This is a genomic window from Nocardiopsis deserti (assembly GCF_008638355.1).
GTDB lineage: Bacteria > Actinomycetota > Actinomycetes > Streptosporangiales > Streptosporangiaceae > Nocardiopsis > Nocardiopsis alborubida.
This window is the reverse complement of sequence record NZ_VWVS01000035.1, coordinates 13,856-40,269: the sequence shown is the minus strand read 5'-3', so window position 1 is coordinate 40,269 and position 26,414 is coordinate 13,856. Positions and strand designations below refer to the sequence as shown.

Sequence of the window (26,414 nt, the reverse complement as noted above, 5' to 3'; positions counted from 1 at the left end):
TGTGGTGCTCTCCGGTGGCGAAGACGTCCAGGCCGACCTCCTCGGCCTTGAGCGCGATGGTCACCATCGCCTTGACGCGCTCGGCCTCGGTCGGCGTACGGCCGGTGGTGGGGTCGGTGGTCACGTCGCTCACCGAGAAGATTCCGAACTGCATGGCCCGCTCCCCTAGGTATCTTCCAAAGAAGTAGTTTCCGATTAAACTATCACGCGGAACGCCCCGATGCCGCCCCCCATTCCCCCGCGCGCCACCCGGTGGGCCCGCGTTCATCCACAGGCACGCTCCGTATCCACCGAATGTCACTCTCCCCTGGTATCCCTGGAAAAGCCGACAACGGCACGGTCACCGGGCGTCACGGCGACCGGAACGGCTGAACACGCGAAGGAGGAGGGCGCACACCCCCGGCCCGCGCGCCCGCAGCCCCATGGCCATCACCCTCGATCCCCGACGCCGCCTTCCCCACCAGGACCGAGACCGGACCGACCGCGACCCCGTGGTGCTCGCCGACGCCCTCGGCGACGTCATGACCGCCCTCACCGACGTGGACCCCGACCTGCTCGTCGTCACCGACCCCAGAGCCTGAGCTCCGGGGCGGACCCCCGGGGTGGCCGTCAGGAGCGCGGCCACCCCGTGGTCGGCCGTGCCCGGACGGCCTTCCCTGGGCCGGGGGCGCCGCCCGGGTGTCCCCGGCGACTCAGGTGACACGGGTGCCCGGGCTGACTGAGGTGGCGGCGTAGGCGCGCGTCGCCGCGCTGGAGGGCCCCCTCAGGCAGCGACCGCCCCGGCGATCACCCGCGCACACCGCTCCTGCCCGGGGGCGCCGCTCCTGTTCGGAGGCAACACCCCCGCCCGGGAACGCTCCCCTCAGGCGGGGACCACGCCCTCGGGATGCTCGGGCAGGAAGGAGCGCACCAGCTCGATCGGACCGACGACGTGGGCGTTGAACTCCGTCAGCTCCTCGGCGGGCACCCACAGCTCCAGGATCGTGCGCCCGCCGGCCTGCCGCACCGGATAGCGGGAGGCGAAGTCCGCTTCCACGCGGAACCGTGTGACGTGCCCCTCCCCGTCGCGTGGCAGGTTCCACTCGTGGGCGATGCGCACCGCGTAGTCCTCGTTGAGCACGGGGTAGAAGATCGGCTGCTCAGGCAGGCGCGGCGGCCACTCCCGCCAGCCCGAATCCCTGAGCAGAGCGAGTTCCGCGGGCCCGGTGGGCCGCCACAGGGTGAGGGTCGCGGACATGGGAACCGCCTCCTTGGGTAGGGCGTGGTCAGGAGCTTAGGAAGAGCAGGCACAGTCCGCACCTGCTTTTTACCGGACGGGCCGAAAATCGTTCCGTCCAGCGGGAACACCTCTTACAGACGAAGCGTTCTTACAGATGAAGCGCCCCAGACCGCACCCCGATCCCCATCACCCGCACCCAACCCGCAGGTCCTGTGAGGCGCACACCACAATCCATGCGCGGATGTCAGCGCTCGTGTCGGCAATGGGGGTTTCCGGCACGTACTCAGTCGCTACATCCGCCTTCCCAGCGGCCAGACCGCACTCAGTGCATCCTGGCCGCGCCCGCTGTGGCCCGCGTTGGGGGACGCGGGCCACAGCCATGTCCGGGGTCCTTCGCCCCTCTCCCCCGCCCGCCGACGACGCCGAAGGCGTGCCCGGCGCCTCCCCGTCCCCGGACTCCTGCCAGCGCATCGCCGCCACCGGCGGGTCGGTGTCGGTCTCCACCGAGAGCGAGCAGAGCGCCGGCCGGGGCTACCTACCGCGACTCCGGCACCCGCGGCCGGTGAGCACCCCGACCGCGCGGCGACCGGCCGGTGCCAGAATGTGGGTCCCGGCCGGGCCAGAGGCGTCGGCGGCCGGGCCATGAGGCGCGGCGTCCCTGCGGAGGGGCGCCGGGCGGCGGCGTGAACCGGAGGAGGCAGATGTCGGGGAACGGGACGGGCGCCCATCGGCACCCGACGATGGCCGACGTGGCGGCGCACCTGGGGGTCTCGCGACAGCTGGTCTCGCTGGTGCTGGGCGACCGCCCCGGCCCGAGCGCGCGGACCCGGGAGCGGGTCCTGCGCGCCGCCGAGGAACTGGGGTACCGGGCCGACACCGCCGCACGGCTGCTGCGCCGGGCGCGCAGCCGACAGGTGGGCGTGCTCTTCGGCCTGGAGTACCCGATGGACGCCCACCTGGTCGAGGAGCTCTACCCGGCCACCGCCGAACTCGGGTACGGCGTGGTGCTGAGCGCGATGGCCAGTACCCGCAGCGAACGCGAGGCGATCGACGAGCTGGTGGGGCTGCGCTGCGAGGCGCTGATCCTGATCGGTCTGTCCGCGGAGGCCCCCGCGGACCTGGCGCGGGTCGCCGAACGGATTCCCGTGGTGGAGATCGGCCAGCGCACCGGCGCGGAGGGGACCGACAGCGTGGGTACGGCCGACGCCGTGGGCGTGGGCCAGGCCGTCGGACACCTGGTGGAGCTGGGCCACCGGGACATCGTGCACGTCGACGGCGGCGGGCTGCCGGGGTCCGGTGAACGCGCGCGGGGCTACGCCGAGGCGATGCGCGGATACGGCCTGGACGACCGCGTCGAGGTCCTGCCCGGCGACTACTCCGAGGAGGCGGGGGCGCGGGCGGCGCGGGTGCTCCTGGCACGGGAGTCCCTGCCCACGGCCGTGGTCGCGGCCAACGACCTGTGCGCGTTCGGGCTGCTGGCGACCCTGGTCCGCGCCGGGGTGAGCGTGCCCGGGGACGTCTCGGTGGTGGGCTACGACGACAGCCGGACCGCGCGGCTGTCCTTCCTCCAGCTCACGTCGGTGCGCCAGGACGCGGCGCGCATGGCGCGGCTCGCGGTCCGTTCCGCGGCCGAACGCCTGGACGGCGGGCGCACCGAGAGCAGGCACCTGCTGCTGGAGCCCGCCCTGACGGTCCGCGGCAGCACCGCTCCCCCGCGCTGAAGGTCCGCGGCAGCACCGCTCCCCCGCCCTGGAGGCCTCCCGGCCCGGGGGCGCCTGCGACCGGTGGCCCACGGCGTTCCCGATGGCGGGTGCGCCGCTAAGAGGCACATCACACGCGCGGACGGTTGGCACAGGTCAGGAAAAGTCCGACACTGGAATTGGCACGTGCTAAATCCTCCGCTGCCATCCGGCCCCGGCCGGACCCGGGAAGCCCACCCCCACATCCGCGGCGCCCGGCACCCGTGAACCCCGACCGACCCTTCGAAGGGGACCCACCCATGCCTCTGGCCCTGCTCGCCCTCGCCGTCGGCGCGTTCGCCATCGGCACCACCGAGTTCGTGATCATGGGACTGCTGCCCGAGGTCGCCGCCGACCTCGGCGTCCCGGTTCCGACCGCCGGATACCTCATCTCCGCCTACGCCCTGGGCGTGGTGGTCGGCGCCCCGCTGCTCACCGCGCTGAGCACGCGGCTGCCCCGCAAGACGGCCCTGCTGGTCTTCATGGGGCTCTTCCTCGCGGGCAACCTCGCCACCGTCCTGGCCCCGTCCTTCGGCGCGGTGTTCGCCTCACGGGTCCTGGCAGGGCTGCCCCACGGCGCCTACCTGGGGGTGGGCTCGCTGGTCGCGGCGCACCTCGCCGGTCCGGGACGGCAGGCCACGGGTGTCTCACGGATGTTCCTCGGCCTGACCGTGGCCAACATCGTCGGCGTACCCGCGGGCACCTTCCTGGGCCAGGCGATGGGCTGGCACGCGGCGTTCCTGGTCGTGGCCGGGCTCGCCCTGCTCGCCGTGCTCGGCATCGCGGTGTTCGTGCCGCAGCAGCCCGCGGCCTCCGGTACGGGCCTGCGCCACGAGGTGCGCGAGCTGGGCCGCTCCCAGGTCGTCCTGGGCCTGGTCACGGCGGTCTTCGGGTTCGCCGGGGTGTTCGCCGTCTACAGCTACGTCTCGCCGATGATGACGGAGCTGGCGGGCATGTCCGCGTCCGGCGTGCCGATCGTCCTGGCCCTGTTCGGCACCGGCATGACCCTGGGCTCGCTGATCGTGGGGCCCCTGGCCGACCGGGCGCTGCGCCCGACGATCTACGGGTCGCTCGCCGCCCTGGCGGTGGTGCTGGTGGTGTTCACGGTGACCGTGCACAACCCCTGGACGGCCGCGGCGACGGTGGTGGTCCTGGGCGCGGTGGGGTTCGGCGTGGCCACCCCGCTCCAGGTGCTGGTGATGAACAAGGCCGCCGAGGCGCCGACCATGGCGGCGGCCTCCAACCACTCGGCGTTCAACCTGGCCAACGCCGCCGGGGCCTGGCTGGGCGGTATCGGGATCAGCGCGGGCCTGGGGTACACCTCCCCGGCCGCGATCGGCGCGGTGCTGGCCGTGGTGGGCCTGGGCATCGCGGTGTTCGCGGGCGTGCTGGACCGCCCGGGGCGGCGGCGCGACCGCGGCGACCGGACGGTGGAGGCCCCGGAGCCCAGCGTCCTGCGCTGACGCCCGGACACCGGGCCGGAGCCCCGTTCCGGGACCTTCGGCGGGACGTGCCTTCGGGGCGGGGGCGGGGCGGCGGAAGCCCGCTCGGGGTCTCCGGCGGCGCGGGCCCCTGACGGGGGCCGCGCCGTCCGGGCCGTCCGTCCGCCTACTCCACCCGGACGAACCGGATGAGGACGGAGTCCCCGAACTCCAGTTCCTCCCAGCCGGGCTCACTCCCCCCGAGGGAGGTGGCGGACGTGCAGGAGAGCAGCGACCAGGGGGACTCCGCTCCCGACAGCCCCGGGATCAACTCCCTCACCCCTATACAGGCCAGCTCGCGGTCCACGAAGTAGGTGCGCACCCCGGTGCCGCTGTACCCCAGGGCGAACTCCGCACGTCCGCCCTCGCTGCCCAGCAGGCCCGCCACCTCCATGGCGCGGTCGCACGACATCTCCCAGGCGTCCGCGCGCACCCGCCAGTCGCGTTCGTAGAACTCGAACTCCCCGCAGACGGGCGCGTGGAGCACCTCCAGGCGTTCGCCGCCGGACTCCTCCCCCCGGTGGGGGTCGACCACCTCCACGGACCCGCCCACCTCGGTGAAGTCGGCCCGCACCCGCCACAGGGCCCCGGTGTACTCCATGCGCACAGGGTCGCCCTGCTCATCGACCTCCAGCAGGCCCTGCGCCTCCTCCTCGACCACCTCGCCGTCCACCACGAGCCGGGACGCGAGCGAACCGGTGTACACGCCGCCCGCCCCCTCCCCGGGGCCGCCCGCCTCCAGGTCCTCCGACTCCGCCATCGCGCGCAGGGGGCCGGTGACCAGCTCGGGCCCCAGGTCCTCGGCGGTGGCCTCCCACGCGGGGTCCACCGGTTCGGATGCCTCGTTCTCCCCCAGGGCGGGACCGTACACGTACAGCCGCCCGCCGCTGTCGGCGGCCGCGACGGACCCCTGCCCCATCATCTCCCCGCGCGCCAGGAAGACGTCCTGGTCGGCCGCGTAGCGGTACTCGACGGTGGCCGTGCTCTCCTCCAGCACCGCCTCGACCGCCTGACCGGTCCGCGCGGCGACCTCCTCGGCGTGCGCGTCGCTGAAGCGGCGCTCGACCTCGACCACGAACCCGCCGCCCTCCTCCAGGGTGGTCGCGGCGGCGGTGACGGCCTCCGCCGAAGCACCGCTGACCTGGTCGTAGACCACGTAGCCGCCGGTCGCGATCCCGGCGGTGACCAGCACGCCCGCACCGGCCAGAGCCACCTTGGACCCGGCCAGGGCGCTCAGGGTCGTGCCGGTGGCTCCCGCCGCCGTGGTTCCGGTGGCGCCTGCGGCCCCGCCCGCGCCCGTCCCGGCCCCCGCACCTCCGAGCACGCCTCCGGTGATCCCGACCGCGGAGAGCATGCCCACGGCGGCCGCCCACCCGGCGGGGTCGTGCCCCGCGGAGTCGATCCCCCGCCAGTAGCCGCGCAGCAGGGCGCGCAGGGTCTCGGCGGCCGGGACCGCGCCGACGCGTCCGCTCAGGCCGACCTCCTCGGGCTCGGGCAGCAGGGCCCGCATGAGCTCGACCGCGCGGGGGCGCAGCGCGGGGTCGGTGGCCAGCGCGGCCTCCACCAGGGGGAGGACGTCGTCGGGGACGCCCGCCAGGTCGTGCTGCCCGGCGGTGACCCGCTGGCGCAGTTCCTCGGGGGCGCCGCGGCCGAAGGGGTCGCGCCCGGTGGCCGCGAGCGCCACCAGGGCGCCCCAGGCGAACACGTCGGCGGCCGGGTCGGCGGTGGCCCCGGTGTAGCGTTCGGGCGCCACCCAGCCGGGGGTGCCGTAGGAGGCGCCCCGGTCGTTCGCGCGCCGGGTGCCGACGGCGGTGGCGATGCCGAAGTCGACGATCTTGGGCCCGTCCGGGGACAGGATGACGTTGCCGGGTTTGATGTCGCGGTGCGCGATCCCGGCGGAGTGCAGCGCGGCCAGGCCCTCGGCGGTGCCCGTCGCGAACGCGCGCAGCATCTCCCCCTCCAGGGGGCCGAAGGCGCGCACGTGGGCGCGCAGGTTCCGGCCGGGGACGTAGTCGAAGGCGAGCCAGGGCACACGGGCGGTGGTGTCGGCGTCGTGCAGGCGCGCGGTGCTCACGCCCCGGGCGCGGGCCAGCATGTCCACCTCGCGGGCGAAGGCCTCGCGGTGGCCGCGCCCGCGCGCGAACCGGGCGTGCACGGTCTTGACGGCCACGCACCTCCCGTCACCGTCGAGTCCGCCGTAGACGGCGCCCATGCCGCCCGCGCCGATCCGGCCCACGATCCGGTAGGGGCCGAGCCTTCGCGGGTCGCCCTTCTCCAGGGGCCCGAGGCCGGGTGGGAGGCCGGTGTCACGGGGCGGCGGGGGGACGGGGGCGGGGGGCGTGACGTTCATGAGGTCCTTCTGGTGCGGCGCGGCGGAGGACGGCGTCCTCCGTACACCCGTGGGACGCGCGATCGCCCCGGGGTGTTCGCGCCCCCTGCCCGGCGGTGAAGGCTCGGCCCGGACGAGGACCTCCTGCCCCGGATGGAGCCGGTCCCGGGCCCCCGCGGTCCCGGCTGCCAGCGGACTAGCCGGAACCGTTACTGGTGTGACACAAGGGACCTGACCTGCGGTGATCTTGTACTTATAGCGAGGTTCGACGGTCGAGCCTCGCTATAAGTACCAGATCACGGCGGAGGAGCCGGGACCCCCGCGGTCCCGGCCCTCGTGCCCTCGTCCCGGCTGCTAGACAGTGTTTTTTGGGACCTCCGCTTCGCTTCGGCCCGTGTTCGGGCGCCCGAAGCACGGGAACCTTCGGTGTCTCCGGCGGGTTCGCTCGTGCCCACCCGTCGCCCGCCACCACCCTCAACGGACGCCTACGGCGCGGTTCTCCCACGGAAACCCGCCTCCACCACCTCCAGAACCCCGTGGGCGCCCGAACCAACCCCCCACAAGCTGAGGCCGGTTCAAAAAACAGAACCTAGCCGCGCCGGGGCAGCGTGCGGCTGCGCCCCCGGAACTCGGCGACGACCTCCTCGCCCCGGCGGACCGTGACGTCGTACAGGCCGCTGCGGCCGAACAGCGCCCGCTCCCGGGCGGTGGCCACCAGCACGTCGCCCTCCTTCGCCGGGGCCACGAAGGTCACGTCCGCCCCGGAGGCCACGGTCACCTCTCCCCCCTCCACGTTGCACGCGCACGCGAACGCGGTGTCGGCCAGGGTGAACACGAACCCGCCGTGGGCGATCCCGTGCCCGTTGAGCATCAGCGGCCCCACGGTCATCTCCACGACCGCCAGTCCGTCGCTGGCCTCGACCAGGCGCATCCCCAGGTTCTTGGACGCCATGTCCGCCTCGAACATCCGCCAGGCGGTCTCGTTGCGCGCGCTCACGCGTCGTAGTCCACGGTCACGGCGTCGGTCTCGGGCAGCGCCTGACACGAGAGCGCGTACCCCGCCTCCACCTCGGCCTCGGTGAGCGCGTAGTTGCGCAGCATCCGCACCCCGCCCTCGCACACCTTCACCCGGCAGGTGCCGCACACCCCGCCCTTGCAGGCGAAGGGCAGGTCGGGACGGTAGCGCTGCGCCGCGTCCAGCACGGGCACCCCGCGCGGCAGCGTCAGGGTGGTGGTGCGCCCGTCCAGCACGAGGGTCACCTCGCTGGCGGGCCCCTCCACCCCGGGCTCCTCGTGGCGCGCCTGGGGCGGCGGCTCGGCGCCCTCCACGAAGAACAGCTCCTGGTGGACCCGCTCCCCCGGCACGCCCCTGCCCGCCAGCACCTCCTGGGCGTCGGTGACCATGCCGTACGGTCCGCACAGCCACCAGTGGTCGACGGCGTCGGCGGCCACGACCGTGTCCAACAGCGCCTCCAGCTTGGCGCCGTCCAGGCGACCGGTGAACAGCTCGGCCTCGCGCGGCTCGCGGGAGAGCACGTGCACCAGCTCGAAGCGCGCTCCGAACGCGTCCTTGAGGTCGGCGATCTCGTCGGCGAACATCACCGTGTCGCTGCGGCGGTTGCCGTAGAGCAGGGTGACGCGGGAGTCGGTGCGGCGCAGCAGCGAGGAGGCCATGGACAGCACCGGGGTGATGCCCGATCCGGCGGCGACCATCACGTGGCGGGCCGCGGTGTCCAGGTCGGGGACGAAGCGGCCGGTGGGCGCGCCCACCTCCACCTCGTCGCCGGGGCGGACCTCGTTGACCAGCCAGCTGGAGAACAGGCCGCCCGAGACCAGGCGCACGCCCACACGGGGCGCCTGGCCGACGGGGGCGCACACGGAGTAGCTGCGGCGCTCCTCCACGCCGTCCACCTCGCGGCGCAGGGTCAGCGACTGCCCGGGGGCGAACGCGTACTCCTCGGCCAGGTGGTCGGGGACGTCGAAGGTGACGGCGACGGCGTCGTCGCACAGGCGCTCGACGGCGGCCACGCGCAGCCGGTGGAACGCGCCCCGGCGGCGCGCGGCCGCGGGGGCGGTCTCGGTGACGGGTGTGGTCACGGTCAGATCTCCTTGACGTGCTCGAACGGTTCGAGGCAGGACCGGCAGCGGTGCAGGGACTTGCAGGAGGTCGCGCCGAAGCGGGACAGCTCCTCGGTCCGGCCGGACCCGCACAGCGGGCAGCGCGGGGCGGTGCGGGTGGGCAGCAGGGCCAGCGGCACCGGTCCGACGGCCCGCGCGGGCGCGCTGCCCGGCGGGGAGATGCCGTGCTCGGCGAGCTTGCGCCTGCCCTCGGCGGTGATCCAGTCGGTGGTCCAGGGCGGGGAGAGCTCGGTGCGCACCTCCACCCGGTCGAACCCGGCGGCGCGCACGGCGCGGTCCACGTCCGCGCGCATCTCGGCCAGGGCCGGGCAGCCCGAGTAGGTGGGGGTGATCCACACCGCGGCCGTCCCGTCGCCCCCGACTTCCACCCTGCGCAGGATGCCCAGGTCGGCGAGGGTGAGCATGGGCAGTTCGGGGTCGGTGACCGCGGCGGCGGCGCGCTCGGCGCGTTCGCGGTCGCGCTCCCGTGTGGTGGTCACCATGTCGCCTCCGGGTGCTCGCGGGCCACCCTCTGGAGTTCGTCCAGCAGGGGGGCCAGTTCGGCGGTGTGCTGTCCCCGGCGTCCGGCCAGGACCGGCGCGGGGAAGGGCCCGGGGGCGTCCAGGGTGGCGGTGGTGAGCACCCGGGCCAGGACGGCGTGCACCTCCTCGCGCACGGTGGCCGGGTCCACGCCCACGCCCTGCCGGGCCATGCGGGCCTCGACGGGGTGGGTGGCGAACAGCTCGCCGGTGAGCGGCCACACCCCGGCGACGGCGGCGGTCATGCGCTCGCGGGAGTAGGGGGTGCCGTCGCCCAGGCGCAGGGCCCAGGAGACCGCGTACTCGCGGTGGTAGGCCAGCTCGTTGACGGCCTTGGCGGCGACGGCGGCCAGCACGGGGTCGCGGCTGTCGGCCAGGCGGGTGAACACGGCCAGGCGCGCGCTGGAGAGCGTCAGCAGGGTGAGGACGGCGCGGGCGAAGTCGCCGCGGGGCGCCTCGGCCAGGTGGACGTTGCGGAACTCGGCGGGGCCGCGCCGGTAGGCGAAGGCGTCCTCGTCGCGTCCGGTGCCGTCGGCCTGCCCGGCGCGGGCCAGCAGCAGGCGGGCCTGGCCGAGCAGGTCCAGGGCGATGTTGGCCAGCGCGACCTCCTCCTCCAGCTCGGGGGCGTCGGTCACCCAGTGGACGAGCCGCTGGGCCTGGACGAGCGCGTCGTCGCCGAGCATCTGGCAGTACAGCGCCAGGTCGGCTCCGTCGACCCCCTCGGGCAGGGTGGTGTCCACCCCGGCGAGGGCGTCGGTGAAGCCGGTGCCGAAGGCCCAGCGGGTGTCACCGCCGTGCTCCTCGCTCAGGGCCGAGTAGATGTGGTCGCCGCTCAATGTCGTTTCCTTTGGCCTCGTGTGCGCCGGTCGTGCCGCCGCTCTAGATGTGCGGGACGTCCTCGGGGATGGGGTAGAACGTCGGGTGGCGGTAGACCTTGTCCCCGCTGGGCGCGAAGTAGGGGTCCTTCTCGTCGGGGCTGGAGGCGGCGATGTGCTCGGCGCGCACCACCCAGATGCTCACGCCCTCGTTGCGGCGGGTGTAGAGGTTGCGGGCGTTGTGCAGGGCCATGTGGTCGTCGGGGGCGTGCAGCGAGCCCACGTGGACGTGGTTGAGGCCGCGCTTGCCGCGCACGAAGACCTCGTAGAGCGGCCACTCGGGGCGGGCCGCCCCGGAACCGGCCGTGCTGTCGTTGCTCATACCGCGGCCTCCTCGGGGCTGCTGTGCTTGCGGGCGTAGGCGGTGGCGGCCTCGCGGACCCACGCGCCCTTCTCGTGCGCGGCCCGGCGGCGCTGGACGCGCTCGGCGTTCTTGGGTCCGGCGCCGGAGACGACCTGCTTGAACTCCACCCAGTCGGGCTCGCCGAAGTCGTGGTGGCCGCGCTCCTCGTTCCAGACCAGCTCGGGGTCGGGCAGGGTGACGCCGAGTTTCTCGGCCTGGGGGACGGTCATGTCCACGAACTTCTGGCGCAGGTCGTCGTTGGTGTCGCGCTTGATGCCCCAGGCCATGGACTGCCGGGTGTTGGGCGAGTCGGCGTCGGGCGGGCCGAACATCATCAGCGACGGCCACCACCAGCGGTCGACGGCGTCTTGGACCATCGCCCGCTGCTGGGGGGTGCCCTCCATCATGCGCATGAGCAGTTCGTAGCCCTGGCGCTGGTGGAAGGACTCCTCCTTGCAGATGCGCACCATGGCGCGGGCGTAGGGGCCGAAGGAGCTGCGGCACAGCGGGACCTGGTTGCAGATCGCGGCGCCGTCCACGAGCCAGCCGATGACGCCCACGTCGGCGAAGGTCAGCGACGGGTAGTTGAAGATCGAGGAGTACTTCTGGCGGCCCTCGATGAGGCGCTCGGTCAGGTCGGCGCGGTCCACGCCCAGGGTCTCGGCGGCGGCGTACAGGTACAGCCCGTGCCCGGCCTCGTCCTGGACCTTGGCCAGCAGGATGGCCTTGCGCCGAAGGCTCGGCGCGGAGGCGATCCAGTCGCCCTCAGGCTGCATGCCGATGATCTCCGAGTGCGCGTGCTGGGAGACCTGGCGCACGAGCGTCCTGCGGTAGCCCTCGGGCATCCAGTCGCGCGGTTCGATGCGCTGGTCGGCGGCGATCCTGGCGTCGAACTCGGCCTGGAAGTCCGGGTCGGTGCCCGAAGGCGCCTCCCGGGCCGTCTGGGTACTCACTGGCTTCTACCCCCATTCATAACCGAACGTTCGGTCAGTAATTAGTATCCCCGGATTTCCCCGCCCGGGCAAGTCCGCCGGGCGGGGAAAGTACCAGCTCAGCTTCCGGTGAAGGTCGGCCTCTCCTTGGCCAGGAAGGCGCGGACCGCTCCGACGTGGTCGGCGGTCCGCCCCAGCTGGTTCTGGAGGTCGGCCTCCTCCTCCAGCAGCTCGGGCAGCTCGCGCCCGCCGGTGGCGGCCGCGCGCACCTCGTGCTTGGCCGCGACGAAGGCGCTGGTGGGCCCGGCTGCCAGACCCGTGGCCACCTCGCGGGCGCGCGCCTCCCAGGCGTCGTCGTCCACGACCTCGGTGACCAGGCCCAGCTCCAGGGCGCGCTCGGCGCCCACGACCGTGCCCAGCAGCATCAGCTCCATCGCCCGCGCCTGGCCCAGCGAGGTCACCAGGCGCGAGGCCAGCCCGGAGTCCGAGGCCAGGCCGATGCCGGTGAAGGCGGTGCCGAACTTGGCACGGCGGGCCGCGATCCGCACGTCTCCGGCCAGGGCGAAGCCCAGCCCCGCGCCCACGCAGGCACCGCCGACGCCGACCACGACCGGCACCTGGACGTCCTCCAGGGCCAGCACGATGCGGTTGTAGTGCTCGCGCACGGTGTCCAGCGCGTCCTGGGGTCGCTCCTCCAGGATCCGCGCGTGCTCGGCCAGGTCCTGGCCCACGCAGAAGGCCCGGTCCGAACCCAGCAGCAGCACCGCGCGGGCGGTGGTGGACTCCGCCGCCTGGCGCAGCGCCGCCAGCAGCTCCTCCTTGACCCGCCGGGTCAGGGCGGGCGTGTTCAGCCGCACCGTGGCCAGCCCGTCGGCCTCGGTGAACTCCGCCGCCCCGGATGCCTGTCCGGCCGCCGTGTCCTCGCTCAACGCTCTACTCTCCCTCGTCCCAGGTGTGGAAGCCCTGGCCGCTCTTGCGGCCCAGCTTTCCCTCGGCGACCATACGGCGCAGCAGCTCCGGAGGCGCGAACCGGTCCCCCAGTTCGGCGGCCAGGTACTCGGCGATGGCCAGGCGCACGTCCAGCCCCACCAGGTCGGTCAGGCGCAGCGGCCCCATGGGGTGGCGGTAGCCCAGCTCCATGGCGGTGTCGATGTCGGCGGGCGAGGCCACGCCCTCCTCGACCATGCGGATGGCCTCCAGGCCCAGCATGACGCCCAGGCGGCTGGTGGCGAACCCGGGCGCGTCGCGGACCACGACCTCCGTCTTGCCCAGGGCGGCGACCCAGGCGCGGGCCGAGGCCAGGACGGCCCCGTCGGTCTCGGGGGCCACGACCAGCTCCACGAGCCTGGAGGCGGGGACGGGGTTGAAGAAGTGGGTGCCCAGGAAGCGCGCGGGGCGCTTGAGGGCGGCGGCCAGCTCGGTGACCGACAGCGAGCTGGTGTTGGAGGCCAGGACGGTGTCCTCGCCCACGGCGGCCTCGGCGGCGGTGAGCACGGCGATCTTCAGCTCGGGCCGCTCCGGCACGGCCTCCACGACCAGCCCGGCGTCGGCCGGGATGTCGGCGGGGGTGGTGACCGTGCGCAGCTGGTCCAGGTAGGCGGCGGGTTCGGCGTCGACCCTGCCGCGCTGACGGGCCCTGTCCAGCCCGGCCGCCACGCGGGCGCGACCGGCCTCGGCCGCCTCGGCGGTGGCCTCGACCAGCACCACGCTGGCGCCGACGGTGAGGAACTGCTGGACGATCCCGGCGCCCATGGTGCCGCCGCCGACGACGGCGACGGTGGCGGGAACGTCCTGCGCGGCGCTCCCCGGCTCGGTGGTGCTCAACGCTTCTTCCTCTCCAGGAAACGGGTCATGCGCTCGTGCTTGTCCGCGCTCTCGAACAGCACGGCCTGCGTCAGGTCGTCGGCGAGCGGGTGGGGCCCGTCGGCGTCCAGGACCATCTTGGTCATGCGCAGGGCCAGCGCGGAGGAGGCGGCCATGCGGTCGATCAGGGCGTGGGCGCGCCCGCGCAGTTCCTCGGAGGGCACGACCTCGGCGACCAGGCCGTGGCGCAGCGCGGCCTCGGCGTCCAGGCGGTAGCCGCCCAGCAGCACCTGCTTGGCCACCGAGGCGCCGACCAGCTCCCTCAGCCGCCAGCACGCGCCCGCCCCCGCGATGATGCCCAGGCCCGGCTCGGGCTGGGCGAACACGGCGGTGGGGGTGGCGATGCGGATGTCGCAGGCGTAGGACAGCTCGGCGCCGCCGCCCAGGGCGTAGCCGTCCACCGCCGCCACGGTGGGCGCCCGGAGGCGGTGCAGGCGCTCGAACAGGCGGCTGTTGATCCCGGCCAGCGCCTCCTCGCGGCCGCGTTCGCGCAGCTCGGAGATGTCGGCGCCGCCCGCGAACACGGTGCCGCGCCCGGTCAGGAGCAGGGGCCTGGGCTCGGCCTCGATCCGCTCGCACACCCGGTGCAGTTCGGCGATCATCGTCGCGTTGATGGCGTTGCGGGCCTCGGGGCGGTGGAGCTGGACCACCACGCGGTCCTCGCGCCACTCCACGTCCAGGGTGGTGAAGTCCCCGGCGGCCCGGCGTCCGGTGCCGCTGTCGTCGGTGTTCCGGTGCCGGGCGGTGTGCTGCCCGGTGCCGCCGTTCTCGCTCACGGGCGCTCCACCAGCAGTGCGACTCCCTGGCCCACGCCCACGCACAGGGTGGCCAGGCCACGGGCGGCGTCCTCGCGCTCCATGCGGTTGAGCAGGGTGACCAGGATGCGGGCGCCGGAGCTGCCCAGCGGGTGGCCCAGCGCGATGGCGCCGCCGTCGGCGTTGACGCGCTCCTCGTCCAGCTTGAGCTGGCGCATCACGGCCAGGGACTGGGCGGCGAAGGCCTCGTTGAGCTCCACGGCGCCGACCCCGTCCAGGTCCCAGCCGGCGCGGCCGAGCACCTTGCGGGTGGCCGGGACCGGCCCCAGGCCCATGACCTGCGGGTCCACCCCGGCCGAGGCGGAGGCGACCACACGGGCGCGGGGGGTCAGGCCGTAGCGGCGCACGGCCTCGGCACCGGCCAGCACCAGTGCGGAGGCGCCGTCGGAGAGGGAGGAGGAGTTGCCCGCGGTGACGATGCCGCCCTCGCGGAAGACCGGGCGCAGCTTCGCCAGGCTCTCCATGCCGGAGCCGGGGCGCGGGCCCTCGTCGGCGGTGACCTCGCTGGTCTGGCCCTTGCGCCCGCGCACGGTGACCGGGACGGTCTCGGCGTCGAAGCGGCCCGCCTCGGCGGCGGCGACCGCGCGCTCGTGGCTGCGCAGCGCGAAGGCGTCGCACTCCTCGCGGGTGAGCCCCTCCAGGAGCGCGACCTCCTCTGCGGTCTCGCCCATGGACAGGGTGTAGCGCAGGTCGTCGGGGCCCGCGTCGGCGGGCGCCTCGGCGTCGGCCGCCGCGAAGCGCGGGTTGGTGAAGCGCCAGCCCAGGGAGGTGTCGGCGACCTCGCCCGGCTTGGCCCAGGGGGTTCCGGGTTTGGCCATCACCCAGGGGGCGCGGGTCATGGACTCCACGCCTCCCGCGACCACCACGTCGGCCTCGCCCGCGCGGATGGCCTGCGCGGCGGAGGCGACGGCGGTCAGGCCGCTGGCGCACAGCCGGTTGACGGTGTAGCCGGGCACGCTGGGGTCGAGTCCGGCCAGCAGCGCCGCCATGCGCGCGACGTTGCGGTTGTCCTCGCCCGCCTGGTTGGCGGCGCCCAGGATGACCTCGTCCACGGCCTCGCCGGGCACGCCCGCGCGGCGGACCGCCTCGGCGACGGCCGTGGCCGCCAGGTCGTCGGGGCGCACCGCCGCCAGGGCGCCGCCGTAGCGGCCCTGCGGGGTTCGCACCCCGTCGACCAAGTAGACCTCGCTCACGTGCGGCCTCCCGTGGTAAAGACGGTGGTCGGGGCCACCGTCGCCTGTGAAATCATCGACACCTCTCCTTGACACGGCTGCCCGGAGACTGCGTTAATGCATTAGTAACCGAACGTTCGGTCAGTAAGCAAGTCGGTCCGATCCGCGACGGACCGCGCCGCCACGAGATCCGCGCGCCCACCCGCCCGCCCCACCCGGGCGCACGCGTCCCGGCGGGTCCCGCGCACAGTACACGGAGAGGCCCATGGCAAGCCACGACACCACCACGCTGTCGGCCGGAGCCACCGCCCGTCTGGGACGGGCACCCGCGCCCGAGATCCTGGATCCGGCCGAGCGCATGAGTGTCGACGAGCTGCGCGCCCTGCAACTCGAGCGCCTTCGGTGGACCCTGGAGCACGCCTACGCCAACGTGCCCCTGTACCGCCGCAAGTTCGACGAGGCCGGGGTGCGTCCCGAGGACCTGCGGGAACTGGCGGACCTGCGCCACTTCCCGCACACCACCAAGGCCGACCTGCGCGACAACTACCCCTTCGGGATGTTCGCCGTCCCCCAGGAGAGGGTCAGCCGCATCCACGCCTCCAGCGGGACCACCGGCCGCCCCACCGTCGTGGGCTACACCCGCGAGGACATCGACACCTGGGCCGAGGTGGTGGCCCGCTCCATCCGCGCCGCGGGCGGGCGCCCCGGGCACAAGGTGCACGTCTCCTACGGCTACGGGCTCTTCACCGGCGGACTGGGCGCCCACTACGGCGCCGAGAGGCTCGGCTGCACGGTCATCCCGGCCTCGGGCGGGCAGACGGCCAAGCAGGTCCAGCTCATCCAGGACTTCGAGCCCGACATCATCATGGTCACCCCCAGCTACATGCTGACACTGATGGACGAGTTCGAGCATCAGGGAATCGACCCGCGTACGACCTCGCTCAAGCTCGGGATCTTCGGCGCCGAGCCCTGGACCGAGAAGATGCGCACCGAGATCGAGGAGCGCTTCGACATCCACGCCGTGGACATCTACGGCCTGTCGGAGGTCATGGGGCCGGGCGTGGCCAACGAGTGCGTGGAGACCAAGGACGGCCTGCACGTGTGGGAGGACCACTTCTACCCCGAGGTGCTCGACCCCGTCACCCAGGACGTGCTGCCCGACGGCTCGAACGGCGAACTGGTCTTCACCTCGCTGACCAAGCAGGCCATGCCGGTGATCCGCTACCGCACCCGCGACCTGACCACGCTGCGCCCGGGCACGGCCCGGCCCATGCGGCGCATGGACAAGGTGACCGGCCGCAGCGACGACATGATCATCCTGCGCGGCGTGAACGTCTTCCCGACCCAGATCGAGGAGATCGTGCTGGGCCTGGACGGGCTGGCCCCGCACTTCCAGCTGGTGCTGACCAAGGAGGGGCGCCTGGACCGCATGGCGGTGCGCATCGAGGCGGCCCCGGACTGCACCGCCGAACGGCGCGTGACCCTGAGCAGGCAGATCGTGGCGACGGTCAAGGACAGGGTCGGTGTGAGCGTGACCGTGGACGTGGTCGACCCCGAGCAGATCGAACGCTCGGTGGGCAAGTTCCGCCGCATCATCGACCAGCGCCCCAAGGAGTAGTAGCGGGGCGCGGATGACGCACGGCCGCCGCGGGGCGGATGGGAGGACTCCGCGGCGGCCGTGTCATGTGCGCGGGTCGTCCCCGGGCCGACCGGCCGTGTCAGGCCGGTCACCAACGCATGAGCGCCAACCCGCTGGCCATTCCGCCGCCGAACCCGGTCAACAGGAGCGTGTCGCCGGAGCGCACCTCGCCCGAACGGACGGCCGCGTCCAGGGTGATGGGGATGGAGGCGGCCCCCGTGTTCCCGTACTCGTGCACGGTCGTGTGCACCCGAGCCGCGGCCAGACCCAGCTCCCGTGCGAGGCCCTCGATCATGTGCCCGTTGGCCTGGTGCGGGACCAGGTGGGCGATGTCGGCCTCAGGCACGTCGACGTCCTTGAGGAACGCGCGTACGGCGGGAGGGACGTGCTCGCTGACGAAGTCGCGCACACCGCGGCCGTCCATTTTGAAGTAGTGCTCTCCGTTGGCGAGGGTCGCCTCACTGGCCGGAAGGCGGCTTCCGCCCGCCGGGACACGGATGAGGTCCCGGTGGGCCCCCGAACTGCTGAGCCTCGTGGCGATCACTCCCCGCCCGCGGGGCACCGGCCCGAGTACCGCCGCGCCCGCTCCGTCACCGAACAGCACCACCGTCCTGCGGTCGGCCGGATCGAGTATCCGGGAGTACACGTCAGCTCCGATCACCAGAGCGTAGCCGTCCCCCGACGCGCTGAGCGCGCGCTGCACCACCGACAGCGCGAAGACGAATCCGCTGCACACCGCGTTGATGTCGAACGCCGCCGTGTCCGGTGTGGCGCCGATCCCCTCGGCGACGGCGGTCGCCGTGGGCGGCTGGGGGGAGTCCGGGGTGGAGGTGGCGACGACGACGAAGGACAGGTCCACCGGACTGACCCCCGCCCGCTCCAGCGCCGCGCGTCCCGCCTTCACGGCCAGATCGGAGGTGGCCTCCCCGGGGTCGGCCCATCTTCGGCTCCGGATACCGGTCTTGCGGATGATCCAGGCGTCGTCGACCCCCGCCGGGGCGCCCACCTCGGTGTTGCCGACCTCCCGCGAGGGGAGGTGTGAGCCTGTGCCGATCACGCCGATCGGCCCAGGCTGCCGGGTTCTGGTGTGTTCCATGTGCTCTCCGTAAGTCGTCAGGTGTTGCGGGAGGGGCGGATCCGCCCGGTACGGGCGGTGGTCCCGGGCGCGGCCGGGCCGGACGGTGGCCCGGCCGCGCCCTCCCTGTCAGGCCCCGTTCCCGGAAGGGGGAACAGCGCGGGGCAGATTGACCAGGACCATCGCGCCGATGGCGATGATGAGCAGGGTGAAGTGCACCTGCTGAACCGCGGGCATCGCAATCCAGTACCCGAACCACAGCCCGCCCACGAGGAACATCAGGGCCAGTCCCGCCAGGGCGCAGAGCGCGATGTTGCCCAGGAGGGTCGCGCGGGTGCCGTCCCCGCGTCCGAACCACAGACGCACGTGCGCCACGGTCGCCGCCCACAACAGCACCACGCTGAGCACCTGGTAGGCGATGACCGCGTAGAGCGCCGGGGCGGCCAGGCTCGCGGGGAGCGCCCGGCCGACGAGCCCGTTGCCGCGAACCGGGTCGGCGATCAGCCCCTCCATCGTCAGGACCTGCCCGATGAGTGCGGTGTTGGTTCCGCTGTCGGTGACGTTGTTGAGCATGATCAGGCTCAACCAGGCGGCCATACCGCCCAGGACCAGGGTCTGGGGATAGAGCAACCCCGTACCCGCGCGCGCCGAACGGGCACCGGTGTCGGACCCGCGTCTTGTCTGTACCATCATCGAACTCCCGTAGGTGTGGGCCGCCCGGCGGAATCCGGGTCGGTGTGGGTGTCGGTCCCCGTCGACCAGCGCGCGAGCGCGCAGCCGCAGCGGCACTCGTCTCCGTGGCGGAGGGGAACGTGCGCGGACGAGGCGCCGCCGTGGGAGCGCGGCGTCGAACGGGTCTCCAGCACGGGCCATCCACGCGCGACCGCGTGCGCGCGAAGGTCCGGGTCGCCGGCGACGACGTGCGGGTGCCCGACGGCCTCCAACAGCGCGAGGTCGCTGATGTGGTCCCCGTAGCCGTGGCTGTCCGGGAGGGAGAGGCCGCGGGAGGCGGCGTACTCCGCGGCCGCCTCGCCTTTGGCCCGGCCGATCATGGTGCGTGTGACCTCTCCGGTGAACAGGCCGCCGCGCACCACCGGTTCGCTCCCCAGGGCCGCGGTCGCCCCGAGCGCCTCGGCCACCGGGTCCAGACAGGCGAAGAAGGAACCCGAGAGGAGGACGGTGTCCGCACCGGCGGCGCGGTGGCGGTCGAGTTCGTCCACGGCGCGGGTGTGCAGGAAGCCGGGGTCCCGGAGCCGTTCGGCGAACCAGCGCCTGCCGCTCGCGGCGACCGTGGCCCGGGCCTCCCCCCGGTAGAGGCGGTAGTAGGCACGGTTGACGTCCTCGCGGGGTGTGCCCTGCCGTGCCCGCCCGCGCAGTTCGCCCGCCAGACGGTCGTAGACCGACGGCGGTTCACCGCGCTCACGCAGGTAGAAGGCCAGGAAGCTGAACATGCTCTTGTCCGAGATCAGGGTCTCGTCGACGTCGAAGAAGGCCCCGTAGCGGGGTCTGTACCGCGATCGGCTCTCCAACACGGCGTTTCCTTCCTGTGTCAGGTGTTCACGGGTGACTGTGGACCGGACGGTCCGGTGGTGGTCCTGCGCGGGAGGCCTCAGGCCAGGGACGCGGCGGCGTGCCCGGTCTGCCGCTCGGGCGTGCTCGCGAGCATGTGGTCGAGGGCCCGTTCGGCGCGGCGGTGCTCGACCCCCTTCAGTACGGCGGTGTCGAAGGCGGTGAAGGCGACCTCGGAGCGCGCCGCGCGGCGACCGCCCTGCTCGATGTCCACACGTGCGGTGAACTCCAGTCGCGCGGGGTCGGACAGCTCGGCGGACTGGATGAGGTAGCGGATGCGCGCGTCGACCGGGAAGAGGAAGTTCTCGAACGTGGTCGCCAGGGAGTTGACCACGAAGTAGTAGTGGCGCTCGGGCCAGCGGTGCGTGTAGTACCGCTCGGTGACGGCGAGGAACATCTGGCGCGTCGCCTCGACCACGACCATGCCCTGGGTGTGCTGGCCGGTCTGGTGGTCGAGCAGCAGCTCATTGTTCTGGTGCAGGCGCAGGGCCGCGTGGAAGATCTGGTCGTCATGGCGACCGAGGTCGGCGATCAGCACGTTCTCCTCGCGGTGCTTGTGCGCCTCGGACCGCTCGGCGAGGCGGGGAGGGTGTTCCTGGAGGAGGACGCGCTCCTCCAGGCCGCGGCGTCTGAGCACGACGCGGATGTGCTCCCACTCGTACTCGCCGATGCCCTGGCCTCCTCTGAGGGTCACCGGACCGGGGACGTCGTCGTAGGCCCCCGCCCTCAGCGCGCCCAGGAACGCGCTGAGGGTCCGGACCCGCTCATGCACCGCGAATCCGGCGAACCTGTCTCCCACAACACAGAGGGTAGAAACGATCTGACTGGACATCGCACACACCTTTCTGATCTTTGAATTCATTCGGATGTCCCCCCTTTTCTCACGCAGACGAAAGGCCAACTGAGAAAAGGAAGGGCGCACGTCCGGAAAACGGCAGGGAAAAAGTCGGGGCGATCCTGGGTCCGGGCTGGCCCGGAAGGGGACGCGGGTGGGGCGGCCGGGACCGGTCGCGTGCGGGCGCGCGGACCGCGACCGGTCCCTTTCTCAGAGCTGGCGCGCGCCCCCGGAGCGGACCGTCGACCCCAGGGCCAGCAACGCCCCGGCGCCCAGGATCGCGGCGGCGGCCAGCGACACCGCGGGGAAGCCGAACCCGGTGAGAGCGGTGGCCAACTGCGGGCCGAGCCCGGCGCCGACGAAGAGGAAGAAGGTGTAGAGCGCGACGGCGCTGCCGCGCGCGGCACCCGCCCTCGCTCCGATGGCCTGGACGAGACCGGGGGCCGCCACGGCGATACCGGCGACGAAGACGAAGAGGCACACGCCGATGGCCACACCCCCGCCGAGGAAGGCACAGACGACCGCCAGCAGGGCGGCGGCCCCGAGGGAGAGGGCGATCCGCCGCTCCGGTGCGATCCTCGCCAACCAGGGGGTCAGCAGCGGGATGGCCAGCATCGCCGGGAGGGCGCTGGCTCGCAGGGCCAGCAGGGCGCCCTCGTCACCGGCGAGCGCCGAAGGCCCCGCGACCTGCAAACCGCTGTAGACGCCCACGAAGCCCGTGAGGACCGTCAGCGTGGCTCCGTAGAGCAGCAGGAGCCTCCCGTTGCCCACAAGCCCGGCCATGGCGGTGAAGGCGTCCGCCACGGTCGCCCCTCCGGCGGCCTCGTCCGCGCGCAGGACCAGCCGCAGCCCGACCGCTCCCAGGGCGAGCGCGGCGCCGCCGACGAGGAAGACCGGCTCCCAGCCGAGCGCCTGCCCGATGCCCTGTGCCGCGAGCTGCCCCAGGACCGCCGCGGCGAGGAAGGAACTGGTCAGCCAGGTGATGGCGGTGACACGGCGGTGCGGGTCGACACGGGTGGCGATATAGGCGAAGGCGGAGGGGGCGAAGGTCGCGGCCACGAGCCCCTGGACCGCGCGCAGGACGAGTGCCGCCCCCAGCGACGAGGCGAGGGGGACCGCGGCGGTGACCACGGCGGTGGCCGCGAGGCCGACGACGATCATGCGGCGGGGGCCGAAGCGGTCGGCGGCCGGCCCGGCGAACAGGAAGCCGGTGGCGTAGGCGATCGCGAAGGCGGTGGCCGTCCACGCGACCGAGGTGGAACCGCTCCCCCAGTCGGCGGCCATGAGGGCGAAGAGAGGAATGACGGTGTAGAGCTGACCGACCACCAGCATTCCCGCCAGAGAAAGCGCGGTGACGGTTATCGCAAAAGACATGCGCGCAGAAGTCGGAGGGCCGCCCACGGCGCCCTCCGTTTTTATCGATGCCATACTCCCACTATGTAAACCAACCAGTTGGTTGTCAAGATGGAAAAGGAATCACCCCAGTCCGGTTCCGGCCATGTACCTTGCCTCACACACTGCGCCAGGAAAGCGTTTCGCCACCCAATGCAACCAACTGGTTGGTATTGCGTTACCATGTCGCCATGACCAAGAGAACGGAAACAACTCGCGCACTCCTGCTCAAGGCCGCGCGAACGGAGTTCGCCGCGTACGGGATCGCGGGTGCGCGCGTGGACCGCATCGCCGAACGGGCCGGGGTCAACAAACAGCGGATCTACGCGAACTTCGGCGACAAGGAGCAGCTCTTCCAGCACGTGGTGGGCGACGCACTGGACGAGTTGTCCCAGGTCGTGGCGCTCGACGAGGACACGGACCCGGCTTCCTACGTGGCGCGCGTGTTCGACTACCACAGGACCAGGCCCGAGCTGCTCAGGCTCCTGCTGTGGGAGTCCCTGCACTACGGTGAGCAACCGCTTCCGGACGAGGAGAGCCGGGCGCTCCTGTACGAGGCCAAGCTCTCCTCCCTCGCGCGACAGCTCGGCACGCCGCTCTCGCTCGACACACGGCACCTGCTGCTGAGCCTCATCGGTCTGGCCGCGTGGCCGCAGATCACACCCCAGCTCGCCCGGCTGATCGTGGGCCCGGACGCCCACGGGGACGAGGCCCAGGAGCGCCTGCGGGACCACATCGTCGAGTTCGTGCGAAGCGCCACGCGAACGGTTCCGTCCGCACCGGACACCAGTGCGGACGGAACCGTCTGATTGTTGTCGGCGGCCCTGGTCGGGGAAGGGACTCAGGTCCGCCGCCCACCCGGCCCGTTCACACGGCGCCGTCGGCCAGCGCGGCGGGCGGAGGCGGCTGTTCACCGCTTCCCTCCAGCGCGGCGATCCAGGCGTCGTGCAGCCACATCTGCGTGGCTCGCCGCTGAGCCGCCGTGTCCCAGGTGACGTCGCGCTCGAAGGTCACCACCCGCGAGTCGGCTCCGACGATGACCCACGCGTAACGCCCGTCCTCGTGGCGGGTCTTGACCTTGACGCCGGGGATGACGTGCTCGCGCCCGTCCTCGTCCACGACCGTCTCGTCATGGCGGTCCACCCACTGCTCGCTCAGGCCCTGGAGGTAGTCGTCGTCGAGCCGCCCCAACCAGCTGTAGGCGGCCTGGCGCGCCTGCTCCGCGTCCGGCAGGTCCCGCGGGTCGTTGTCCACGTCCGGGTCCAGTGCGGTGTAGCCGACGACGCGGCCGTCCTCGCCCCTGACGACGGAGACGTGCGGCCCTCCGAGGCGGACCTCCTCCGTGGGCTGGTGGCGGGTGACCGTCACCCGTTCGCCGTCATGGTTCCCGACGCGGACGTCGACCTCGTACCAGCCGGAGGGAGGCGTGAGGCCGAGCTCCTCCCCTAGGGAGGACAGCACGTCCCCGCCGCTGTTCGCGTCCACCGTCATGTCCATACCGTTCTCCTCGGCGGTTCGCGGTGCGTGGTCAGCCGGGTCCGGCGCCGCACCGCTCCTGTCATCGGCGTAAGCCCAGATCGACGAGCCGAGCACAGCCGCGAGTGCCATGGTGGAAGCACCGAGCAGCAGGGGCCGCGTCCGGGTGGACCCGGCCGTACGTCGTCGTGTCGCCATGGTCGTCACTCCTCTCGCACCGCGCCGAGGCGAACCGGAGCGCACCCCACCGACCCGGAGGTCCCGGTCTCGACGCGAGGGCACCACCATAGAACCAACCAACCAGTTGGTTGTCAATATTGCGCGTCGGCCCGCGGGGAGGAGCCCGCCGCGCGGTGCGCGGCGCGGGTCAGGCTCCGGAAAGCACCTTCCTTCCGGGAACGGACGTCAGCGCGGCGACATGCCCCCGCTCCCGGGGGCTCGGTCAGGAAGACGCGCCCTGTCCGTGCAGCAGGCAGAACTCGTTGCCCTCGGGGTCGGCCAGCACCGTCCACCTGGCGTCCTCGGGCTGTCCCACGTCCACCTTCACCGCGCCCAGCCCCAGGAGCCTCTCCAACTCCTGGGCCACCGTCAGTCCGTCCGTGACGCGCAGGTCCAGGTGCAGGCGGTTCTTGACGCTCTTGCGCTCGGGCACGGCGAACACGTCGACCCCCAGGTCCGCCCCCTCGTGCGGGGCGAGGCTGAACCCGTCCTCGGCCTCCTCCACGATCGGCCAGTCCAGCACACGGCTCCAGAACACGGCCACGGTCCCAGCGTCGACCGCGTCGATGGCGATCACACAGATACGGCTTCCCATGCCCGCAGCCTACGGGCGGGCACCGACATCCCGCCCGGACAGAGGCGACGCGCCGGGGCGCTGGCCCTACCCCGCGCGGCCGTCCTCCAGGCGCGCGTCGCGCACCGTGTTGGCGACGAGCACCCGGTTCGGCGCGTCCAGCTTGGCCATCACCCGGCCCACGACCGCCTTGACGTTGCTCACACTCATGAACAGGTCCTCGGCGATCTCGGTGTTGGACAGGCCCCGGCTGACGGCCGAGGCCACCTCGCGCTCGCGGTCGGAGAGCGCGGCCACGCGTTCCCGTGCCCGGTCGCGCACCTCGTCGTCCCCGCCGCCGACGGCCAGTTCGATGAGCCGGCGCGTGGCCGAGTCGGCCAGGTGCGGGCGCCGCCTGTGGACCGCGAGGACGCCCTCGACGAGTTCGTCCGGGGGCGCGTCCTTGAGCAGGAAGCCGCTCGCGCCCGCGCGCAGGGCGCGCACCAGCGCCCGGTCGGAGTCCAGTGTGGTGAGCACGAGCACGGGCGGCGCGCCGGGAGCGCTCCGGATGCGCTCGGTCGCAGCGACCCCGTCGGTCCCGGGCATGCGCAGGTCCATGAGGACCACGTCGGGGGCGTGCTCGGCGACGACCCGCACCGCCTCCTCACCGTCACCGGCCTCCGCGACCACCTCGACCGCTCCGCCTCCCAGGAGCAGGCGCAGGCCGCGCCGGACCATCGGGTCGTCGTCGACGACCACCACTCGTACGGGTTCGCTCACGGCGACCATGGTAGGCGCACCCTCAGTTCGAAGTGGTCCCCCGTCCGGCCCCAGAGCAGGGAGCCGCCGCAGATGGCGGCGCGTTCGGCCAGCCCCACGAGCCCGACACCGGCGCCCGGAACCGGCTCCCCCTCCCCCGCGTTCGCGGCGGGCGGGCGTCCACGCACGGGGTTGCGGACCTCGATGAGGACCGCGTCGGCCCCGTCGGCGGCGATGCGCACGCGCACCGGTCCGGGAGCTCCGTGCTTGCGGGCGTTGGTGAGGGCCTCCTGGACGATGCGGTAGGCGTGGCGGCCGGTGTTCGCGGGCGCCGGGAGGCGTCCGCTCACCTCGTCGCGCACCTCCAGCCGCATTCCGGCCCTGCGGTTCTCCTCCAGGAGCCGACCGAGCCCGTCGAAGGTGGGCTGGGGCCGGTCCGCGTCCTCGTCCTGCCCCGAACGCAGGTCGGACAGGATGCCGCGGACCTCCGCGAGCGACTGGCGGGTGGTGGTGAGGATCTCCTCGGCGAGGGCGTCGCGGTCGGCGGCTTCGAGGTCGGGGCGGCGGGCGAGCGCGGAGGCGTTCAGCGAGATGAGCGTGAGCCGGTGCGCGAGGACGTCGTGCATCTCCCGGGCGATGCGGTCGCGCTCCTCCATCCTGGCGTTCTCCACGCGGAAGCGCTGCTCCCGCTCGGCGGCCAGCGCCCGTTCCCGCAGCACGCGGACCAGGTCGGCGCGGGCGCCCCGGTAGGCCGACGCCGCGGCCAGGGCGGCGACGGCCACGGCCACGAGCAGCAGTTCGACCCACAGGGGCCGGATCGGCTCCACGGGGGTCCAGGGGTTGTGCAGGCCCGCGACCAGGGCAGCGGCGAGGACCCCGCACAGGGGCGCGGCCGTCCGCCACCGCCTCCCCGACGCCTCGCGGGCGACCACGAGCGCGGCCGGGCCGACGGAGGCGGTGGACACGGCCGGTGCCGCGGCGACCAGCCACCGGCCCCAGCCGCTGGCGCTCCACCAGCGGCTCCCCGTGACGAGCACGCTCCCCAGCACGGCGTCGGCCGCCAGCAGGGGCCAGGGGACGGTGATCATGTTGCCGAGGTAGGAGTCGACGGCCGCGAGGACGACGAACGCCACGGTCGACCAGGGGAGGAGGCTGCCGAGAATCCGCACGGATCCACGGTATAGCCGCTGTTCACCGGGGTCTCCCGGGACGGTGACCCCAGCGCGGAACGGGTACCGGGGTCCGCCCGGAACGGTACCTCCGGCCACCCCGCCAGTACCCGCGTCCACCCCGCCCGGCGCCTCCGGCCACCCCGCTGGCACCCGGGTCCACGTCCTCCCCGCCCCCGGTCGAGCCCGTCCTGGCCCGGAGCCGGCGGGCCCGGCACCGGGGACACTGCCGCCCGCCGCACACCCCTGCCTAGCGTGGTCCGTGCTGCCCGGGGACACGTCCCGGGCACGTCCACGACGACA

General features: G+C 73.3%; 26 protein-coding genes and 1 pseudogene. 5 read left to right on the top strand and 22 right to left on the bottom strand.

What is annotated here, in order from left to right; genetic code table 11:
* Positions 1 to 154, bottom strand: a pseudogene (locus tag FYW99_RS31020) (LLM class flavin-dependent oxidoreductase); the annotation flags it as partial.
* Positions 155 to 422: 268 nt separating this feature from the next.
* Here FYW99_RS31020 and FYW99_RS32050 point away from each other — a divergent pair.
* Entirely contained in the window at positions 423 to 581 is a 159-nt protein-coding gene (locus FYW99_RS32050; RefSeq protein WP_190394890.1) for a hypothetical protein, read from the top strand.
* 281 nt (positions 582 to 862) lie between these two features.
* Here the strand turns inward: FYW99_RS32050 and FYW99_RS31015 are convergent, their stop codons facing one another.
* Positions 863 to 1,237, bottom strand: coding sequence for an ADP-ribosylation/crystallin J1 (locus tag FYW99_RS31015; RefSeq protein WP_150256063.1), 375 nt, complete (start codon positions 1,235 to 1,237; stop codon positions 863 to 865).
* 683 nt (positions 1,238 to 1,920) lie between these two features.
* On the opposite strand from FYW99_RS31015, the gene FYW99_RS31005 reads away from it, so the two are divergent.
* Positions 1,921 to 2,940 (top strand): LacI family DNA-binding transcriptional regulator, encoded by a 1,020-nt coding sequence (locus FYW99_RS31005; RefSeq protein WP_150256059.1) that lies wholly within the window; start codon positions 1,921 to 1,923, stop codon positions 2,938 to 2,940.
* A gap of 278 nt (positions 2,941 to 3,218) precedes the next feature.
* The gene (locus FYW99_RS31000) at positions 3,219 to 4,421 is read left to right on the top strand and encodes an MFS transporter (protein ID WP_150256057.1); all 1,203 of its coding nucleotides are present in this window, start codon (positions 3,219 to 3,221) and stop codon (positions 4,419 to 4,421) included.
* Between the two features lie 145 nt (positions 4,422 to 4,566).
* Here the strand turns inward: FYW99_RS31000 and FYW99_RS30995 are convergent, their stop codons facing one another.
* The 11 genes from FYW99_RS30995 to FYW99_RS30945 all read right to left on the bottom strand — a co-directional run bounded on the left by FYW99_RS30995 (position 4,567) and on the right by FYW99_RS30945 (position 15,446).
* A complete protein-coding gene (locus tag FYW99_RS30995) occupies positions 4,567 to 6,789 on the bottom strand; it encodes a serine/threonine-protein kinase (protein ID WP_150256055.1) in 2,223 nt (740 codons plus the stop codon).
* Between the two features lie 568 nt (positions 6,790 to 7,357).
* Entirely contained in the window at positions 7,358 to 7,765 is a 408-nt protein-coding gene (paaI, locus tag FYW99_RS30990; protein ID WP_150256053.1) for a hydroxyphenylacetyl-CoA thioesterase PaaI, read from the bottom strand.
* Positions 7,762 to 8,865 (bottom strand): 1,2-phenylacetyl-CoA epoxidase subunit PaaE, encoded by a 1,104-nt coding sequence (gene paaE, locus FYW99_RS30985; protein WP_150256051.1) that lies wholly within the window; start codon positions 8,863 to 8,865, stop codon positions 7,762 to 7,764. Before paaE ends, paaI begins: the two co-directional genes overlap by 4 nt.
* 2 nt (positions 8,866 to 8,867) lie before the next feature.
* Positions 8,868 to 9,389 (bottom strand): 1,2-phenylacetyl-CoA epoxidase subunit PaaD, encoded by a 522-nt coding sequence (gene paaD, locus FYW99_RS30980; RefSeq protein ID WP_150256048.1) that lies wholly within the window; start codon positions 9,387 to 9,389, stop codon positions 8,868 to 8,870.
* On the bottom strand, positions 9,383 to 10,261 hold the full coding sequence (gene paaC / locus FYW99_RS30975) for a 1,2-phenylacetyl-CoA epoxidase subunit PaaC (RefSeq protein ID WP_150256046.1): 879 nt from the start codon (positions 10,259 to 10,261) through the stop codon (positions 9,383 to 9,385). The genes paaD and paaC overlap by 7 nt, the downstream gene beginning before the upstream one ends.
* 43 nt (positions 10,262 to 10,304) lie before the next feature.
* Positions 10,305 to 10,622 (bottom strand): 1,2-phenylacetyl-CoA epoxidase subunit PaaB, encoded by a 318-nt coding sequence (gene paaB, locus FYW99_RS30970; protein ID WP_017566758.1) that lies wholly within the window; start codon positions 10,620 to 10,622, stop codon positions 10,305 to 10,307.
* A complete protein-coding gene (gene paaA, locus FYW99_RS30965) occupies positions 10,619 to 11,596 on the bottom strand; it encodes a 1,2-phenylacetyl-CoA epoxidase subunit PaaA (protein WP_150256044.1) in 978 nt (325 codons plus the stop codon). Before paaA ends, paaB begins: the two co-directional genes overlap by 4 nt.
* A gap of 98 nt (positions 11,597 to 11,694) precedes the next feature.
* The gene (locus tag FYW99_RS30960) at positions 11,695 to 12,504 is read right to left on the bottom strand and encodes an enoyl-CoA hydratase-related protein (protein ID WP_150256042.1); all 810 of its coding nucleotides are present in this window, start codon (positions 12,502 to 12,504) and stop codon (positions 11,695 to 11,697) included.
* A 4-nt stretch (positions 12,505 to 12,508) separates the two neighbouring features.
* Positions 12,509 to 13,399: a 3-hydroxyacyl-CoA dehydrogenase family protein gene (locus FYW99_RS30955; protein WP_150256040.1), complete on the bottom strand. Its 891-nt coding sequence runs from the start codon at positions 13,397 to 13,399 to the stop codon at positions 12,509 to 12,511.
* A complete protein-coding gene (locus FYW99_RS30950; RefSeq protein WP_150256080.1) occupies positions 13,396 to 14,118 on the bottom strand; it encodes an enoyl-CoA hydratase/isomerase family protein in 723 nt (240 codons plus the stop codon). Before FYW99_RS30950 ends, FYW99_RS30955 begins: the two co-directional genes overlap by 4 nt.
* A gap of 92 nt (positions 14,119 to 14,210) precedes the next feature.
* Positions 14,211 to 15,446: a thiolase family protein gene (locus tag FYW99_RS30945; protein WP_150256036.1), complete on the bottom strand. Its 1,236-nt coding sequence runs from the start codon at positions 15,444 to 15,446 to the stop codon at positions 14,211 to 14,213.
* Positions 15,447 to 15,690: 244 nt separating this feature from the next.
* Here FYW99_RS30945 and paaK point away from each other — a divergent pair, with 244 nt between their 5' ends.
* Positions 15,691 to 17,043, top strand: a complete 1,353-nt coding sequence (gene paaK / locus FYW99_RS30940) for a phenylacetate--CoA ligase PaaK (protein ID WP_150256034.1) — start codon at positions 15,691 to 15,693, stop codon at positions 17,041 to 17,043.
* A 109-nt stretch (positions 17,044 to 17,152) separates the two neighbouring features.
* Here paaK and FYW99_RS30935 read toward each other — a convergent pair whose 3' ends face one another.
* The 5 genes from FYW99_RS30935 to FYW99_RS30915 all read right to left on the bottom strand — a co-directional run bounded on the left by FYW99_RS30935 (position 17,153) and on the right by FYW99_RS30915 (position 21,917).
* Entirely contained in the window at positions 17,153 to 18,160 is a 1,008-nt protein-coding gene (locus tag FYW99_RS30935) for a 3-oxoacyl-ACP synthase III family protein (protein ID WP_150256032.1), read from the bottom strand.
* A 108-nt stretch (positions 18,161 to 18,268) separates the two neighbouring features.
* Positions 18,269 to 18,832, bottom strand: coding sequence for a DUF2165 family protein (locus FYW99_RS30930; RefSeq protein WP_150256029.1), 564 nt, complete (start codon positions 18,830 to 18,832; stop codon positions 18,269 to 18,271).
* Entirely contained in the window at positions 18,829 to 19,671 is an 843-nt protein-coding gene (locus FYW99_RS30925; RefSeq protein WP_223839854.1) for an HAD family hydrolase, read from the bottom strand. The genes FYW99_RS30930 and FYW99_RS30925 overlap by 4 nt, the downstream gene beginning before the upstream one ends.
* 77 nt (positions 19,672 to 19,748) lie before the next feature.
* The gene (locus FYW99_RS30920) at positions 19,749 to 20,507 is read right to left on the bottom strand and encodes an AfsA-related hotdog domain-containing protein (RefSeq protein WP_190394889.1); all 759 of its coding nucleotides are present in this window, start codon (positions 20,505 to 20,507) and stop codon (positions 19,749 to 19,751) included.
* A 246-nt stretch (positions 20,508 to 20,753) separates the two neighbouring features.
* Complete coding sequence (locus FYW99_RS30915) at positions 20,754 to 21,917, bottom strand: MFS transporter (RefSeq protein ID WP_223839846.1); 1,164 nt, start codon at positions 21,915 to 21,917, stop codon at positions 20,754 to 20,756.
* A 209-nt stretch (positions 21,918 to 22,126) separates the two neighbouring features.
* Here FYW99_RS30915 and FYW99_RS30910 point away from each other — a divergent pair, with 209 nt between their 5' ends.
* The gene (locus FYW99_RS30910; protein WP_150256025.1) at positions 22,127 to 22,744 is read left to right on the top strand and encodes a TetR/AcrR family transcriptional regulator; all 618 of its coding nucleotides are present in this window, start codon (positions 22,127 to 22,129) and stop codon (positions 22,742 to 22,744) included.
* A 58-nt stretch (positions 22,745 to 22,802) separates the two neighbouring features.
* Here FYW99_RS30910 and FYW99_RS30905 read toward each other — a convergent pair whose 3' ends face one another.
* The 4 genes from FYW99_RS30905 to FYW99_RS30890 all read right to left on the bottom strand — a co-directional run bounded on the left by FYW99_RS30905 (position 22,803) and on the right by FYW99_RS30890 (position 26,111).
* On the bottom strand, positions 22,803 to 23,609 hold the full coding sequence (locus tag FYW99_RS30905; protein ID WP_223839844.1) for a hypothetical protein: 807 nt from the start codon (positions 23,607 to 23,609) through the stop codon (positions 22,803 to 22,805).
* A 244-nt stretch (positions 23,610 to 23,853) separates the two neighbouring features.
* Positions 23,854 to 24,225, bottom strand: coding sequence for a VOC family protein (locus FYW99_RS30900; RefSeq protein WP_190394888.1), 372 nt, complete (start codon positions 24,223 to 24,225; stop codon positions 23,854 to 23,856).
* A gap of 66 nt (positions 24,226 to 24,291) precedes the next feature.
* Positions 24,292 to 24,972: a response regulator gene (locus tag FYW99_RS30895; protein ID WP_150256022.1), complete on the bottom strand. Its 681-nt coding sequence runs from the start codon at positions 24,970 to 24,972 to the stop codon at positions 24,292 to 24,294.
* On the bottom strand, positions 24,960 to 26,111 hold the full coding sequence (locus FYW99_RS30890) for a sensor histidine kinase (RefSeq protein ID WP_150256020.1): 1,152 nt from the start codon (positions 26,109 to 26,111) through the stop codon (positions 24,960 to 24,962). Before FYW99_RS30890 ends, FYW99_RS30895 begins: the two co-directional genes overlap by 13 nt.
* Positions 26,112 to 26,414 lie beyond the last annotated feature (303 nt).

Coding starts and splice junctions, on each gene's coding strand:
- FYW99_RS30935 (WP_150256032.1), bottom strand. CDS start 18,160: ATGGAACACACCAGAACCCGGCAGCCTGGGCCGATCGGCGTGATCGGC.
- FYW99_RS32050 (WP_190394890.1), top strand. CDS start 423: ATGGCCATCACCCTCGATCCCCGACGCCGCCTTCCCCACCAGGACCGA.
- FYW99_RS30905 (WP_223839844.1), bottom strand. CDS start 23,609: ATGGCGACACGACGACGTACGGCCGGGTCCACCCGGACGCGGCCCCTG.
- FYW99_RS30915 (WP_223839846.1), bottom strand. CDS start 21,917: ATGTCTTTTGCGATAACCGTCACCGCGCTTTCTCTGGCGGGAATGCTG.
- FYW99_RS30910 (WP_150256025.1), top strand. CDS start 22,127: ATGACCAAGAGAACGGAAACAACTCGCGCACTCCTGCTCAAGGCCGCG.
- FYW99_RS30930 (WP_150256029.1), bottom strand. CDS start 18,832: ATGATGGTACAGACAAGACGCGGGTCCGACACCGGTGCCCGTTCGGCG.
- FYW99_RS31015 (WP_150256063.1), bottom strand. CDS start 1,237: ATGTCCGCGACCCTCACCCTGTGGCGGCCCACCGGGCCCGCGGAACTC.
- FYW99_RS30995 (WP_150256055.1), bottom strand. CDS start 6,789: ATGAACGTCACGCCCCCCGCCCCCGTCCCCCCGCCGCCCCGTGACACC.
- paaK (WP_150256034.1), top strand. CDS start 15,691: ATGGCAAGCCACGACACCACCACGCTGTCGGCCGGAGCCACCGCCCGT.
- FYW99_RS31005 (WP_150256059.1), top strand. CDS start 1,921: ATGTCGGGGAACGGGACGGGCGCCCATCGGCACCCGACGATGGCCGAC.
- paaB (WP_017566758.1), bottom strand. CDS start 10,622: ATGAGCAACGACAGCACGGCCGGTTCCGGGGCGGCCCGCCCCGAGTGG.
- paaD (WP_150256048.1), bottom strand. CDS start 9,389: ATGGTGACCACCACACGGGAGCGCGACCGCGAACGCGCCGAGCGCGCC.
- FYW99_RS30900 (WP_190394888.1), bottom strand. CDS start 24,225: ATGGGAAGCCGTATCTGTGTGATCGCCATCGACGCGGTCGACGCTGGG.
- FYW99_RS30895 (WP_150256022.1), bottom strand. CDS start 24,972: ATGGTCGCCGTGAGCGAACCCGTACGAGTGGTGGTCGTCGACGACGAC.
- FYW99_RS31000 (WP_150256057.1), top strand. CDS start 3,219: ATGCCTCTGGCCCTGCTCGCCCTCGCCGTCGGCGCGTTCGCCATCGGC.